We start from the raw sequence: 14,270 nt of genomic DNA, 5'->3' as shown, positions 1-14,270 counted from the left end.
GCTGCAATTTTCTTTCACCCATTGGGTGAAAGAATGGTTTTGGCTTAACGATTATAAATACTTGCTTAAAGGGTTATATGAGTAGATTGCACGTAGAATCTAGGTCATAGTTGGTACAATACCTGAAAGAATCCAGGTTCCTATAACCATACCGATAATCATAAGAATAATAACGGCACCCATTGACATTTTAATCGTGTCTACAATACCTTCTTCAATTTCAGCCCAAGATACTTTGAGCACAAAGATTCCAACCAACGCTGCAAAGATTGCAGATGTAAATAGTGGAATGTGCGGGTCAGCACCAAGGAATCTCAACGAATAAGCTAATGTTACCACCAAGAAAATGACAGGTATAAGTGCAATACCAGGTGAAACTTTTCTTTGTTCCATAAATATTTATCCCCCTTTTTATTTTTGAGTGATTTTCTAACACTCGATGTGTTAATTATATGTAACCACTACACAAAAATTCATCAAAATACATGTTGTTACAAAATAACATTACATTTCTTCAATAATTAACAATAAGTTGTCCATAAACTTTCGAATGTTGATTTTTCCCCCTGAATTTGTTTTACGTCTAATGAATTCCATCTCCAATCTAACTTGGTCAAAATCAAATAAAGAATTCGAAAATTTCACAAAAGTCTCATTTAGGTAGTCTTCAATTCCAAGACTGGCGACATTGGACATGCCTTTGTTTATGGTACGTCTTATCCTCTGCTCCATTGCCTTAGAATTGTCTGATACTTTTGCAGTAATTTCATTTAACCTTTCTTGATGCACATGATCCATATTTTGTTTTAGGTAGTCACATATTTTGATAATATCATCACACCCTGATTCTCCCAAAATACCCAACTTTGAAAAAAAAAGCCTATACTTACGTGTATCATTTTCAAGCGATTGTTCCCCAGATGACCTAACAGTATTTCCTTTTTCCAATAAGGATTTTATTTGCATCATACTGGACTCCAACTTAATTTGATCTGCTACATTTAAAATTACATGTGTTAATTCCTTTTTGTTAATGGGCTTACCAACAAAAAAAGTGATGCCTTTTTCATAAGCGTCTCCCACTATTTTTTTCGAAGTTACTTGTGAGATCATAATGCTTTTAATGTGTGGGGAAGTCTGTGATATTTGCTCTACAAATGTTATCCCATCCAGTTCAGGCATCAACAAATCAACCAATACCAAATCTGGTTTCAGGAGTCTAACTTCCTCAAGAGCCTGCTTGCTGTTTGTATTCATGCCAACGATTTCACCAAGAGCATTGTCCAAAATAATTTCTTCAATCATTTTTATAACAGTTGCATCATCATCAACGATGTATAATTTCATTTTGCCTCCTATAATTTATCAAGTGGAATTTTAACTTCAAATTGACTGCCACTTGTTGGTGCAGCAGATACACTGATTTGACCACAGTAGAAATTCTCAACGATATCTTTAACAATGGTGAGTCCCACACCTCTATTGGAATCCCCAGAATCAGCATCGTATTTAGTAGAATACCCAGGATTAAAAATATAGTCCAATTGCCCTTGCGCAATCCCCTCACCAGAATCCTTTACAACAAAAACGTGATGGGATTCATTGGCATAATAGAGCAATGATACTTCTCCATCTGCTCGAATAGATTCCAATGCATTTGCGACGAGATTTTTAAGAATGGACATTAACATGCTGTGTGTTTTTACTTGGACAGTCCCCTGTAGAGAGACCTTAAGTGAAATTGGTATATGCTCCCTGTCCAACCACCGCTCAAAAGTCATCTGCAGCATTTTTACAATTTCCCTTAGATCAAAAACCATCTCAGTCTGTCCACTTGTTATGATTTCATCAATGCCCTCAACTGCTCTAAAGTAATTCTTTTTCACCTCATGCACATTTTTTGCAATACTTAAAGCCTTATATTTACGGCTATTGCAATCCAAGTCCTCATACTCTCGGTATAGGCTGAATGCCTCATCCATAACCTGCTCAACATGTGCCATATTATTTTTAAGGAAAAATATTTCCCCTTTTAACTCAGAAATCATATCAATCTGTTTTTGATACCGTAAATCATGTTCCTCTTTCCTTAAAAAAGAATTGTAATACTGAATTGCGGCTATTAGCAAGACAGCAACCGTAGCTCGAATCAATGCAACTGCAAGTAATGTGGCCATGACATCTCCACTTAGGTATTCACCAAATCCAAACCGAGTAGTAAATTCAGCGGCGTTGCCTAAAAAATCACTTGCTAAGGCTGCAAAAAAAAGTGTATATTGTGTTTTTGCCTTTTTATTGTAAAAAAGCAACGTAAAAACGATGCCATAGGTCAAATCAAAAAAAAGAAAATTAAAATCTGCCCAAAACGCATTGATGAAACTTCCATAATAATAAAATCCTGCCAAGGTACGGAATACAAGACCAATTGCTGCAATATGAATGCCAGTCAAAACTGGGTGTAAACGTCTGTCCAAAAAATAATAAATTGGCAAAACCACCACAGCTAGATTAATGGTGTAATCAAAGGGAAAAATTTTAAGATAAAAGCCTGCAAGTATTGCATCTACAAGTGCAATCAGCAGCATCTTTCGCTCTTGAATGCTATTGAGGTTATATTTATACGTCTGCATCACTTTTCAACTGCCTTTCAAAAAACTCAATGACATAAGGGTACATATTCAAAGCCTCCTCACCTGTCTGAGTTAACCGATAAACACCGCGTTCAACCCGTTGGAACCATCTATAGTGATTTGCATTTAAGTAAGACGTGCAAGACTTCAAATCCGGAAATTGACTTCTAATGGCCTTTGTTGACATCTGACCTTCTTGATGAATAATCCAAGCTAATTTAAGACATGTTTCTTTGTAGGCAGTCATCACCTGTGTTTTAACACTGCCTCCTTTATTGAAATGTCCAGATTTTCTACCTCTAAATTCCTTAATCAATTGGTTTTTCAACTTTTGTCCACGTTTGGACTGTCCATCTTCTGGCATCACTTCAGCTTTGATTTGCTCATATACCACAGGAATTTCAGACCTAAAGTTCACCGTTAAGAGTCCTATTTTCAATCTTCTTAATGTACTTTTGGTCATTTTAAACCGTTTGCTTTCAACTGATTTATAGTCATGCTCAACAGCAATGTAAGTTAAACTTGCGTATTTTTGACGTTCAACAGCCTGATTGATAACTTCTAAATTCAGCTTTTTTTTGAGTTCAACAGCTACAACAACTTCATTGCCCAATAGCCCAACTAAATCAACTGAATTTACTTCAGCTTGAACGTCACAACCCTTTTCTTCAAGCCACTTTGAAACAGGGGCGTGTAATTCTATTTCTTTTTCAATCATCCGCACCTCCTATGTATTACAATTTTAAAATATTTTACAATCCTTGTCCATTGATTTCAAAAATTAACCCCTGCAAGAAACGCGTTTCTCACAGGGGTTAAAGTTGTCAGTATTTATTTAGAAAGGTGCAAAACTTTGTTCTGACCACCAGTCTTTCATAAGTGTGTTGTAAGCTGCTGAAAATTGTTCCAAATGAACCTGTTCCCATTTTGCCAGTACATCAAACAACCGCTTAGCAGCTTCATAGGGCGTATCTGCCATCGCCTTTTTATAAAATTCAACCGATGCACGTTCCATTTCAATACCGATTCCTAAAACTGAAACTGCAAGATTGGCATTTTTTATTTGTAACTTTTCCCACTTGAAAATTTCAGGACTTGGGGGCGATTCAATTTCAGCTAAAGCAACCGAATCAGATGGATCGCCACTCAATTTCATAAAAGCATCTTTCAACCAATCAATATGCTTTAATTCTTCATTGGCCAAATTCATAAATTCTTTTTTAACCGCTTCATCTTCTGTATTATAAGCGGCCATCTTATAAAACTCATACCCTTCAACTTCATTTAAAATTGCCTGCTTAAATACTTCAACATCCTTGTTTAACATTTGATCACCTCATTATTTACTTAGTTTTTTAGCCAAAAAATAGAGTGGACGCACACCTGCGCCTGTGCCACCTTTAGAATAGATGCCATCCTCTTTTTCTTTAAAGGCTGTTCCGGCTATATCTATATGTACCCATGGCTTGTCTTCAACAAACGCCTCAATAAACAATCCTGCAGTAATTGCACCTGGTGTCCCAGCAGAATTATTTAGGTCTGCCTCTTCGTGCTTTAATTTTTCACGATACGCATCGAAAATCGGAAGTCGCCATTGATTTTCTAAAGCCTTTTCAAACGCCTTCTCAACCAATGTATAAAACGTATCATCTGTTGAAATAATTGCTGATGCTTCTGTGCCAAGACTGGCCACAGCAGCGCCTGTTAAAGTTGCAATATCTACAACTTTATCAACTTCTTCGTGTTTTTGGATATAGGTCACTGCATCCACAAGCGTCAACCGTCCTTCTGCATCTGTGTTTCCAATAAAAATACTTTTTCCAGCCATAGAAGAGATAATGTCACCTGGTTTATAACTGTGCCCAGAAATCATATTTTCGCAAGCCGCTACAACTGCCGTTACATTGACTGGTAATTTCATTTGTGCGATTGCACCCATTGTCCCAATAACTGCACTAGCACCTGACATGTCATCCTTCATGGTCACCATTCCATTTGTTGGTTTAATTGACAAACCACCTGAATCATAAGTCAACCCCTTGCCTACCAATCCAAGGCGTTGACTTGATTTTGGATTGCCCGTATATCGCATAACAATTAATTGTGGTGCTTCAGAGGACCCTTTTGCAACAGAAAGATAAGCCTCCATTTTTAAGTCTTGTATAGACTCTACATCTTTAATTTCCACCTCAAAACCCGATTTTTGACCATAGTCAACTGTCATCTCAGCTAACTTCGTCGGCGTCAAAATATTTGCAGGCATATTGGTCAACTTTCTTGCAAATAAAGTTGCTTCTCCCAAAACTTGTCCTTCTTCAAGTGCTGAATCACGCAGATGCAAGCCTTTGAAGTAAACAGATGCCACCGTAGAATCCTTTCTCTCTGACAGGTAATCGTCAAATTTATAATCACTTAAAATAAGTGACTCTGATATCAATCTTGACACGACCCGTTCTTGATCAAAAACGTTTTTAAGAGGTGTTAAATCCACACCTAAATTTGTAACTTTTTTCTTTTTTAATTGTTTAAATGCGCCCGCCAGAGCCTTAACCCATTTTTCCTTTTTAAAAGTTTCCGCCGTTCCAATGCCAACAAAGACAATTTCTTTGAGACCTGAGTTCATTTTTAGTGCACTTGCATAAGTTTCACCAATTTTACCTGAAAAAATCTCTTTTTTTGATATATGGTCCAAGAGTGCTTGATCATAATCTGGACGCTCACACGATTCATCAACCATGACAATAATACCTTCTAAAAGAGTTGCATCCCATTTTTCATTAAATTTAAATTCCATATTGCCCCCATATCATTTTATTTTCCTGACATAACCGCTTCAATTTCTTCCACTGTCTTAGGAATTCCAATTGATAGCACTCGATTACCTTCTTCTGTCACCAAGACATCTTCTTCAATTCGAATGCCTATATTTTCCTCTGCAACATAGAGTCCTGGTTCAACAGTCAATACCATTCCCGGTTCCAATGCACCGGTTCGATTCCCTAAATCATGTACATCAAGACCCAAGTGATGAGAAACACCATGATAATAATATTTAGAAAGTTCCTCTTTCTTTTCAATCAGCCCAATTTCCTTGAGAGAATTAAAAAGAGACTCTTGACATACCTTGTTCAAATCTTCAAATAAAAAGCCCGGCTTAATGGCATCAATCACTGCATTTTGTGCTTTCAAAACACTATTGTAAAGTGTTTTTTGCCTTTCGGAAAACCGACCGCCAACAGGATAGGTTCTAGAAATATCAGCCGCATATTGCTGATATTGGGCACCAAGATCCAACAATACCAAATCGCCATCTTTCATAGGCTTCGCATTTTCTACATAGTGTAAAATAACCCCATCCTCACCTGATGCCGCTATTGTTGGAAATGAAATGCCATCTGCGCCAGCCATCCTAATGCTGTGTGAAAAGGTTGCGTCAAGTTGATACTCAAAAACATCTGGTTTTAAAATTTTCAATATTGCATCTAACCCATCTTTTGTCATTTCTACTGCTTTTTCAATTTGTTCAATTTCAAAAGAGTCTTTAATCATCCGCAACTGGCTTAGGATTGGATGGGCAGTTAAAATCTGAATAAACGGATACCGCTTTAGGATATCTCGTGCAAATCGATCTGAATCCGCATCATGTGCGTTCCAATCCAATTTTTCCAAATCCAAAAGGATACGTTTTATTTTGTTGTCATAGATAAATCGTGTCATGTTGCTTTCAAAAGCGCTGAGGAAATGAATGTTATCAATACCAGAAATGTCCTTGGCTTGTTCACGCGTCAACTTTCTTCCAATCCATTTTTCAATATCATAATCTGGCTTTTCGATATAGAGTGTGGTCTCCACAGAAGTGTCATTCTTATGGAGTGTGAGAATAAAATGTTCTTGCTTACATCCTGTTAGATAATAAAAGTTCTTATTCTGTAAGAAAGAATAATGTGCATCTGCTGTACTTTTAGGCGCACTTCCTGCAAAAAATACAGCAAAGTCTCCACTTTCCATGTGGGCTGCAAATTTACTGCGATTCCTAGTAAAAAATGTGTTCATCTTCAGTTCCTCCCCTAAATTATGTCTTATTGCCCTTTATATAACATGCGATTGTATGTGTGTACAAACCCAAGTTTTTCATATAATTTTTTAGCGGTTTTATTATCCAAATCAACATGTAAAGACAAATTGCCTTCTGTCAATTCAATTGCTTTTTGGATTAATTCCGTTCCAAGTCCTCTTCCTTTGCTTGTGGAGCGTGTCCCAATATAGGCCAAGTGATATTTTGGAATAAAACGGTCAAATCCTAAATTCACAACAATACAAACACCTTCATATTCATTATTCCGAGATGCCAAAAGGATAAAGCCCTTGTCGTTAGCGTTTTCAATGGCATCTTCGGTCTCATCAAAAGAATCTGCATATTGGGCCAACCATTCTCTCGTATATGCCACCAATTGCCTTTTAGATACATCGTCAAAATCGTTTAGATTGTCAATCTTTACCTCAGTTTTGCCATCTTTTAGAATAATAACGTGCGTTCCTTTTTCGACTTTTCCTTGCTTCACACTTTGATAAAATGCGCCAAAAGCCAATGAGTCACTTTGCTTTAATTTTAGATGTTCCATATTTCTAAGCACTTTTACAGCTTCTTTTAATACCTCATCATCCACTAAAATTTCAGTATCAGCTTCATTTTCGATTTTCCCCTTAGCCGATTGTGCTGTAAATAAGCTCGGTGGCATCTCAAGAACGCCTTCAATCCAAAGCTTATAGGCACTCCATCTGGCAGTTTCCACATTGAGGCCATGGTCCATTTGCAAATAAATATTATCCACTTTATTCTTTAATCGAATCAAAATTTCATTCATGATCTCATCTGTTGCAATTTCAGAAAAAATCTGTGTGGTTTTTCCTTCAAACGCTAAATATGCGCCAGACTCATCTGAAATGCGTTTCAACAAATCATATTGAGATAATGTATATTCATCTCTAAAATCTAAAAAAGCATCTTCATTAATTTTGGAAAGTTTCCATTTTTCACTTTTGAAAACGGGTATAATGGGTTTGATTTCAGCAAGTTCTGCATAGTATCTCACAATTTGAGTGAAATTTTGTGATCCCATAATCAAGATTTCATTGCACTTCTGATTTGCTGCTTCCATTACGATCATTTCAGCGATTCGATCCACCAGATGACCATTTGGATTTGCACCTTCCAGTTTTATGTAAATTTCGCCTACATCCAATATTTTTTCAAGTCTTCTCGCTCTAAACAATGGTGTTCTGCCACTTTTTCTCAAAATGATACTCCTTTCATAAAACAAAAGCACCTCAACAAAAGTTGAAATGCCCCACGCGTTAATGTCTATCTTAATATTAACATTTTTAACAGACTTCGTCAAACGGAGCGCTTCTCAGCTCTCAAAATAAATGTTTTAGGTATGCCTTTGTCAAACTGCTCTGAAGATTGATTGGGATTTTCTTCCAAAGTTTCTATCCAAAACCCAGAACCAGCAGCACTGGTTACAATTTCCCCAAGTGTCCACTGCCTTAAGTAAACGGTTTCATCAGCAGCACCAGTACTGTATTTGGAAAAAGCCACTTTTTTTTCAACTAAGGCTGTACTAAAATAGTCCCCATCTACTTTATGTTTCCTAATTTTGGCTGTGTGTCCTCTAGAAGATATCAATTTGGTACTCACAGGGTGGAAATCTTTTACAATACACTTTCCATTCTCTTTCAAGCTCCTGTAACACAGACCAAAAAAAAGACTTAGATCGGTAAAATAGTGCAAAATTCCCATTTCAGCAAAAACATAATCGTATTCAAAATCCGGTTCAAAATCTTCTACCCGCATACATTTATAGTCGATTGATATCCCTCCAGCTTCTGCTAAATTCATGGCATAAGCAGCATTTCCTTCAGAATAATCCACAACTGTAACTTCCGCGCCTAACACCGCCAAAGCCACAGCTCTATTTCCGTTCGATCCCATCAGGTTCAAAACTTTTTTACCCTTAAAATCAGTTCCCAACTCAAAAATATCTTTTACACGCTTAAAAGGGTCTTTTTTTATGACTTCCATAAAGGTTGCTGGCTCGCCAAACCGTTCAACCCATGCCTTATACGTATCTAAATTCCAAGCGTTTTCATTGCGTTTTTCCATAATTAATCACCCTAAATGTTTTTTTATATTATATCATTTTTTTCATGATTCTCACCTTTTATTGACGAGACGCTCACAAAAAGGTAAAATCAAACGGTTAATCCAATAATTGAATTGAGGTATTATATGTCAAAATCAATCCAATCAGAAGTTCAAAAAAGACGAACTTTTGCAATTATATCCCACCCAGATGCGGGTAAAACAACACTTACTGAAAAATTACTGCTTTACGGCGGTGCAATTCGTGAAGCAGGCTCTGTAAAATCACGTAAATCTCAACGGCATGCCGTTTCAGATTGGATGGAAATCGAAAAACAAAGAGGTATTTCAGTTACATCCAGTGTTTTACAATTTAACTACAAATCTCATTGTATCAACATTTTAGACACCCCTGGTCATCAAGATTTTTCGGAGGATACTTACAGAACACTCATGGCTGCAGATAGTGCGGTTATGGTGGTCGACAGTTCGAAAGGTGTTGAAGATCAAACTAAAAAATTATTTAAAGTCTGCAAAATGAGAGGCATCCCAATTTTCACATTCATAAACAAATTAGACCGAGAAGGCCGTGATCCTTATGAACTTTTAGAGGACATAGAAAACAATCTCGGTATCCGTTCCTACCCTATGAATTGGCCTATTGGGAGTGGTAAACATTTTAAAGGGGTCTACAACAGACGCAGCAACCAAGTGGAATTATTTGACGATGGAAATCATGGTCAATCTAAATCCACTACACTAACAGGTGACTTGAGTGATGAAAAATTCAGCACACTTTTAGGGTTGGGCCTTCATGAAAAATTACAGGAAGATCTGGAATTATTAGATCATGCAGGCGATCCCTATGATCATGCGAAAATCTTGAGCGGTGAATTGACACCTGTTTTCTTTGGAAGTGCACTGACGAATTTTGGTGTAGAGCCATTCTTAAATGCTTTTATAAACATGACGCCACCACCCTCGCCACGTTCCAGCAACCTTGGCCCAGTTGATCCTAATTCGGAAAACTTTACAGGATTTATTTTTAAAATTCAGGCTAATATGAATCCAACACATAGAGATCGTATTGCGTTTTTAAGAATCTGTTCAGGAAAATTTGAAAAAGGCATGCAAGTCACTCATGTCCAAGAAAACAAAAAAATACGCTTGGCGCAGCCACAGCAATTTATGGCTCAAGATCGAGTCGTTGTTGAAGAAGCATATCCTGGTGATATCATCGGCATTCATGATCCTGGGATTTTTAAAATCGGTGACACACTTTGTGCGGACAATTCAGGAACGGCCTATCATGATATTCCAATATTTGCCCCTGAACATTTTGCCAAAGTCTATACCAAGAACGCCCTTAAACGTAAACAGTTCATAAAAGGCATCACGCAACTGTCTGAAGAAGGTAGCATCCAAGTGTTCAGACGTCCAAATATTGGTGTTGAAGAACTGATTATTGGTGTTGTGGGTGTTTTGCAGTTTGAAGTTTTAGAGTATCGATTAAAAAACGAATATGGTGTAGATGTAATCATTGAAACGCTTCCGTATCGGTATGTGCGTTGGGTAAAAAGCGACTTGAATCAGAATGATAAAATCTCAATGACAATGGACACAATGCTTGTTGAGGACGCTTCTGAAAATCCTGTCCTTATTTTCCAAAACGAATGGTCTATTCGACAAATAGAAGAGCGCAATAAGTTTATGAAACTTGAAGAGATATCAATCCGAAGTTAAAGAAAACCCCGAAGCCCTTTATGTGGTCTTTGGGGTTTTTAAACTGAAATAACTGGACAATAGACCTAAAACAAACGCTGTAGGCAAACCATATAAAGCCCACTTTATCCAGAGTTTATTCATCTCCAGAAGTGGGAGAAAAACCACAGTTTCCACAACCCCTCGATGTATACTTTCCATAATTGGAATGCTTAATCCATAGGCTATAAGTGCACTTATACCTGTCAAAATTGCACCTTCAATCACATAAGGCGTGTTAATGAACCAATCTGGCGCCCCCAATAATTTCAATGTTTTAATGTGTTCGTAATTTCCCACTATTCCTTCTCGAATCACATGTGATGTTATAATAAACATAGCAACCAACATCGCAATGCCAATACCTAACGACATTCCCTCTGCCACCTTTTCAAGGTCGGCTAATCGATCCAATATCTCTCTATTGTCTCTTATATAACTTATGCCATGGACGTCCTTAAGCGCTAAAAGCATCGTTTCACGATGGTCAAAATTAAATGTAATTTCAAAAAAAGGTTCAAAAGGCGTCTCATCAAATAACAAAAGGACATGCGCTTGGTCATCCAGTAAATTCGACATTCTATCATGGGCTTCATCAGCTGTTACAGATCTGACTGATTCAATCCCCGAAACCTCCTGTAGGGCCTTGAAAAGCGCATCAACTTCAACTGGTTCTAAGGACTGATCGTAGAATATACTTATTTCAGCCTCATCTTGAATTTTTGACACCCAGTTGGATAACATCCAAACACTTGTAACAAGAACAATTACAATTCCAAAAATTAAGATGATACTAAAAAAAGACAACAGTGAAGACATTTTATTTTTTAAAAGAATAACGCGAATTTCATTTAGAAAATACCCTGTATTTTTTAATCCCATACCGCAGTCTACACCTCTCTTTCAACTTTAATGTTTCCCAAATCCATATGGATAAGCTGGTGACCAAATGGTTTCTCAATTAAATGGGTTGCATGTGTTGTTATGATTACAGTTGTTTCAGAGGATACAAAAGATTCAAGCAAATCCAAAATCTTTACAGCATTGTCATGGTCTAAATTTCCCGTAGGTTCATCTGCTACAATCAATTTGGGCTTTCTCACGCTGGCACGTGCTATCCCAACACGTTGTCTTTCTCCCCAGGATAGGTGGTCTACAAGTGTGTTTGCCTTATGCTCAAGGCCCACTCTTCCTAAAATTTCCATAGCGCTTTGATTCATTTCTGTACGAGAAATCTTGAGAAATCGCATGCCTATTCGGATATTTTCAAAAACAGTATGCCCTTCCAGCACTCTAAAATCTTGAAAAACAGGTCCAATATCTTGCCTAAGTCTACGAATGGACTTTCCATTCGTTTCAGAAATATGTGTCTTCAGAACTGATAAAATCCCACCTGTTGGAATCACTTCACCAACCAGCATTTTTAGAAAACTGGTTTTACCAGACCCACTGGGTCCTGTTATATACCATAACTCTCCTTTTCCTATGGTCAAATCAAACGGTTTAATTGCCTGAGTACCATCTGGATATATCAGTTCTACTTTTTGGGCTTCAATCATACTTTCATCCCCCTAAAATAACTTAATGCCAACATCTAAAACCATGTAACCTTCTTTATGTTCAATGCGCTTTATTTCATTCTTTCCCAGTAGTTTTTCTAAATTAAAAATCAGATCACCTTCACTAAATAAATCCGTAAGTGCCGCCTCTGACATAGGCAATGCGTTAAAGGTGCCTCCCGTAACTTCAAATTTCATAATTTGAGGCGTTTCAATCAAAAATTCCCCTTGTAGCACCAACTTATATTCTGGTAACTCAACAACAGCCCCTTCATCTGAAAATTTAAAAGACATTTGAGGCAACGCTTCCTTTTCCATAAGGACTGAATTAAATTTTGCATCTCTTAAAACGCCCTTGGCAGAAAATAAAGAAAAGTTCACTTCAATCATATCTTCTGGAAAATCACCTTGTTCAATCAGCGCGTTGATTGTTGTCACCATATCTGTAAACATAGGCGTTAAAGAATTCCATAAACTTTCAATAGACTGAAGGTACATTTCATAAACAGCCTTTTCAGCAGTCAATCCTTCTAAAAACGATTCCAACTCCAACACAGAAGTTGTGATTTTTTCAATCTGTCTTGTCAAATCTGATTCTTTATCCTCTAAACTCGATCGCAAGGCCTGCAATTTTTCTTGTTCCAACGTCAAACGTTTTGCTTGGTCTTCTACTGCAAGGAGCAATTCATTTGTATGTCTTGATAAATCACGGATTAGATAAAGCCTGTCTATAAAGTCCTTAATCCGTTCAGATTCCAAAATCATTTGAATCAATGAGCCTGTTCCTGTTTTTTGTCTTGATATCAGAGACTGACGCAAAGCATCTTTCGTGACATCCAACTGTCTTGTTTTTTCATCAACGTCCAGTTGAATACCATTAAGCGTTTGTGTCAATTCTTGAATATCCCTTTCGATTTTCTTTTTTTCAGTTTGTGCCAATTCCATTTTTGAATACAATTCAAATAAAGTCTCAATGGTCTCCTGTTCAGTCTTTTTCATCATCTCAAGTTTATCTTCGATCTCCAAGGGAGATGCCTGTAATTCAGCGCTTGAAACGCCAAAATTCAAAACCAAAATAAACCCACAAAGGATTAGCAATTGTACTGTTTTCATCTCTACACCTTATTCCCAAATTAATTCTTATTTTATCAAAATTGTATGTTATAATGCAATAAAGATTAATTCAAACACTTTTAACGAGGTTTTTATGTGTCCAAGGAAAATATCTGCTTTTTTTTATATGTTAATTTCTATATTTTACAGTGCAATCATGTTCGCTTCACACTATAGATTTTCACATTTTGCAGTTGTCATTTTGATACTGATTCCAACAACAGCCACAGTCATAGAAACCATAGTCTTTTCAAAAGAGGACTGGACTCAAGATTGTACACCTACGACAGAGCGGTCTTTTGAGCACTTTTATAGCGTTATTGGTGGGGCCTTTATAACTTACAGCCTTGCCTACATAGGATTTTCACCGCTTATGGCTTCTGCGATTACAGGTCTTCTTGGTGCAAAATTTTTAAAAAAAGATGCCGTCGCTGTCTTTACAGGCACCTTTGTTGGCATGTCTTCCATTCATGTTTTTGGATTTAGTGACCTTTTGATGGCTGCCATTATTTCCGGCCTATTATATGTATATGGTAAGGAGGCCTTTCAAGGTATTGGTGGCAAACTTGGTACAACTGCTTTTTTGGGCGTCACCTTTACAGCCCTTGTATCAAATTTGGAATCTTTTCATTTCATAGGCGCTGGAATTGATATAACGCACATGGTATACACACCTTTTATGCTGATACCCACAGTTCTTTCAGGTGCTTTTGGTGCTCTTGCAACGGACTACCTGTCAAGACGACTCCATCACAATACAGTAATAGCGTCAAGTTTAATTGCACTACTTTCAGAATGGATTCTCATACTAATCTTACCCAACTATGCAGCCTTATTGTCTCTTTCCATTTACTGTGGTACCTTTGTTGGAATGGGCAGCAAAACACACCTACCTACATGGCACTATTATGCATTTGCAGGTGGGCTCAGCGGTTTTTTGTTTTTCCAATCCCTCCCAATTTTCATTGGATTTGGTGGAAAATTAGGCATATCTGCCTTTGTAGCAACTTTAACCGTAAAATTTCTGTTGACTTCTTTTAAACTCAAGCCAATTGATTTATAATA

At 37.2% G+C, this 14,270-nt stretch carries 14 protein-coding genes; 2 read left to right on the top strand and 12 right to left on the bottom strand.

Annotated features, from left to right (window positions below; genetic code table 11):
- Nucleotides 1-99: 99 nt before the first annotated feature.
- From JOC49_RS07645 to JOC49_RS07605, 9 genes are all read right to left on the bottom strand, one after another.
- Nucleotides 100-393, bottom strand: coding sequence for a Na+/H+ antiporter NhaC family protein (locus JOC49_RS07645; protein WP_204664001.1), 294 nt, complete (start codon nucleotides 391-393; stop codon nucleotides 100-102).
- Between the two features lie 111 nt (nucleotides 394-504).
- Entirely contained in the window at nucleotides 505-1,347 is an 843-nt protein-coding gene (locus tag JOC49_RS07640) for a response regulator (RefSeq protein WP_204663999.1), read from the bottom strand.
- An 8-nt stretch (nucleotides 1,348-1,355) separates the two neighbouring features.
- A complete protein-coding gene (locus JOC49_RS07635) occupies nucleotides 1,356-2,630 on the bottom strand; it encodes a sensor histidine kinase (protein WP_243423639.1) in 1,275 nt (424 codons plus the stop codon).
- Nucleotides 2,617-3,348: a DUF2161 family putative PD-(D/E)XK-type phosphodiesterase gene (locus JOC49_RS07630; protein WP_204663995.1), complete on the bottom strand. Its 732-nt coding sequence runs from the start codon at nucleotides 3,346-3,348 to the stop codon at nucleotides 2,617-2,619. Before JOC49_RS07630 ends, JOC49_RS07635 begins: the two co-directional genes overlap by 14 nt.
- Nucleotides 3,349-3,465: 117 nt before the next feature.
- Nucleotides 3,466-3,957, bottom strand: coding sequence for a ferritin family protein (locus tag JOC49_RS07625; protein WP_204663993.1), 492 nt, complete (start codon nucleotides 3,955-3,957; stop codon nucleotides 3,466-3,468).
- Between the two features lie 12 nt (nucleotides 3,958-3,969).
- Complete coding sequence (locus JOC49_RS07620) at nucleotides 3,970-5,424, bottom strand: leucyl aminopeptidase (protein WP_204663991.1); 1,455 nt, start codon at nucleotides 5,422-5,424, stop codon at nucleotides 3,970-3,972.
- A 17-nt stretch (nucleotides 5,425-5,441) separates the two neighbouring features.
- Nucleotides 5,442-6,683: an aminopeptidase P family protein gene (locus tag JOC49_RS07615; RefSeq protein ID WP_204663989.1), complete on the bottom strand. Its 1,242-nt coding sequence runs from the start codon at nucleotides 6,681-6,683 to the stop codon at nucleotides 5,442-5,444.
- A 26-nt stretch (nucleotides 6,684-6,709) separates the two neighbouring features.
- On the bottom strand, nucleotides 6,710-7,927 hold the full coding sequence (locus tag JOC49_RS07610; protein WP_204663987.1) for a GNAT family N-acetyltransferase: 1,218 nt from the start codon (nucleotides 7,925-7,927) through the stop codon (nucleotides 6,710-6,712).
- A gap of 98 nt (nucleotides 7,928-8,025) precedes the next feature.
- The gene (locus JOC49_RS07605; protein ID WP_204663985.1) at nucleotides 8,026-8,793 is read right to left on the bottom strand and encodes a class I SAM-dependent methyltransferase; all 768 of its coding nucleotides are present in this window, start codon (nucleotides 8,791-8,793) and stop codon (nucleotides 8,026-8,028) included.
- Between the two features lie 126 nt (nucleotides 8,794-8,919).
- On the opposite strand from JOC49_RS07605, the gene JOC49_RS07600 reads away from it, so the two are divergent.
- On the top strand, nucleotides 8,920-10,515 hold the full coding sequence (locus JOC49_RS07600) for a peptide chain release factor 3 (RefSeq protein WP_204663983.1): 1,596 nt from the start codon (nucleotides 8,920-8,922) through the stop codon (nucleotides 10,513-10,515).
- An 18-nt stretch (nucleotides 10,516-10,533) separates the two neighbouring features.
- On the opposite strand, the gene JOC49_RS07595 is transcribed toward JOC49_RS07600, so the two are convergent.
- Genes JOC49_RS07595 through JOC49_RS07585 form a run of 3 tightly spaced genes read right to left on the bottom strand, consistent with a single transcriptional unit; the run spans nucleotide 10,534 to nucleotide 13,205 of the window.
- On the bottom strand, nucleotides 10,534-11,415 hold the full coding sequence (locus JOC49_RS07595) for a cell division protein FtsX (protein ID WP_204663981.1): 882 nt from the start codon (nucleotides 11,413-11,415) through the stop codon (nucleotides 10,534-10,536).
- An 8-nt stretch (nucleotides 11,416-11,423) separates the two neighbouring features.
- Nucleotides 11,424-12,092 (bottom strand): cell division ATP-binding protein FtsE, encoded by a 669-nt coding sequence (locus JOC49_RS07590; RefSeq protein WP_204663979.1) that lies wholly within the window; start codon nucleotides 12,090-12,092, stop codon nucleotides 11,424-11,426.
- A 12-nt stretch (nucleotides 12,093-12,104) separates the two neighbouring features.
- Nucleotides 12,105-13,205, bottom strand: a complete 1,101-nt coding sequence (locus JOC49_RS07585) for a coiled-coil domain-containing protein (protein ID WP_204663977.1) — start codon at nucleotides 13,203-13,205, stop codon at nucleotides 12,105-12,107.
- Between the two features lie 94 nt (nucleotides 13,206-13,299).
- Here JOC49_RS07585 and JOC49_RS07580 point away from each other — a divergent pair, with 94 nt between their 5' ends.
- The gene (locus JOC49_RS07580) at nucleotides 13,300-14,268 is read left to right on the top strand and encodes a hypothetical protein (protein WP_204663975.1); all 969 of its coding nucleotides are present in this window, start codon (nucleotides 13,300-13,302) and stop codon (nucleotides 14,266-14,268) included.
- Nucleotides 14,269-14,270 lie beyond the last annotated feature (2 nt).

Origin of the sequence: Fusibacter tunisiensis (assembly GCF_016908355.1) — a bacterium.
Lineage (GTDB): Bacteria > Bacillota > Clostridia > Peptostreptococcales > Acidaminobacteraceae > Fusibacter_D > Fusibacter_D tunisiensis.
The sequence above is the reverse complement of the archived record's forward strand: the minus strand, read 5'-3'. Positions and strand labels throughout refer to the sequence as shown.

Excerpts from the sequence above, each read along its gene's own strand:
- JOC49_RS07645 (WP_204664001.1), bottom strand. The coding sequence starts at position 393 with ATGGAACAAAGAAAAGTTTCACCTGGTATTGCACTTATACCTGTCATT.
- JOC49_RS07640 (WP_204663999.1), bottom strand. The coding sequence starts at position 1,347 with ATGAAATTATACATCGTTGATGATGATGCAACTGTTATAAAAATGATT.
- JOC49_RS07635 (WP_243423639.1), bottom strand. The coding sequence starts at position 2,630 with ATGCAGACGTATAAATATAACCTCAATAGCATTCAAGAGCGAAAGATG.
- JOC49_RS07630 (WP_204663995.1), bottom strand. The coding sequence starts at position 3,348 with ATGATTGAAAAAGAAATAGAATTACACGCCCCTGTTTCAAAGTGGCTT.
- JOC49_RS07625 (WP_204663993.1), bottom strand. The coding sequence starts at position 3,957 with ATGTTAAACAAGGATGTTGAAGTATTTAAGCAGGCAATTTTAAATGAA.
- JOC49_RS07620 (WP_204663991.1), bottom strand. The coding sequence starts at position 5,424 with ATGGAATTTAAATTTAATGAAAAATGGGATGCAACTCTTTTAGAAGGT.
- JOC49_RS07615 (WP_204663989.1), bottom strand. The coding sequence starts at position 6,683 with ATGAACACATTTTTTACTAGGAATCGCAGTAAATTTGCAGCCCACATG.
- JOC49_RS07605 (WP_204663985.1), bottom strand. The coding sequence starts at position 8,793 with ATGGAAAAACGCAATGAAAACGCTTGGAATTTAGATACGTATAAGGCA.
- JOC49_RS07600 (WP_204663983.1), top strand. The coding sequence starts at position 8,920 with ATGTCAAAATCAATCCAATCAGAAGTTCAAAAAAGACGAACTTTTGCA.
- JOC49_RS07595 (WP_204663981.1), bottom strand. The coding sequence starts at position 11,415 with ATGGGATTAAAAAATACAGGGTATTTTCTAAATGAAATTCGCGTTATT.
- JOC49_RS07590 (WP_204663979.1), bottom strand. The coding sequence starts at position 12,092 with ATGATTGAAGCCCAAAAAGTAGAACTGATATATCCAGATGGTACTCAG.
- JOC49_RS07585 (WP_204663977.1), bottom strand. The coding sequence starts at position 13,205 with ATGAAAACAGTACAATTGCTAATCCTTTGTGGGTTTATTTTGGTTTTG.
- JOC49_RS07580 (WP_204663975.1), top strand. The coding sequence starts at position 13,300 with ATGTGTCCAAGGAAAATATCTGCTTTTTTTTATATGTTAATTTCTATA.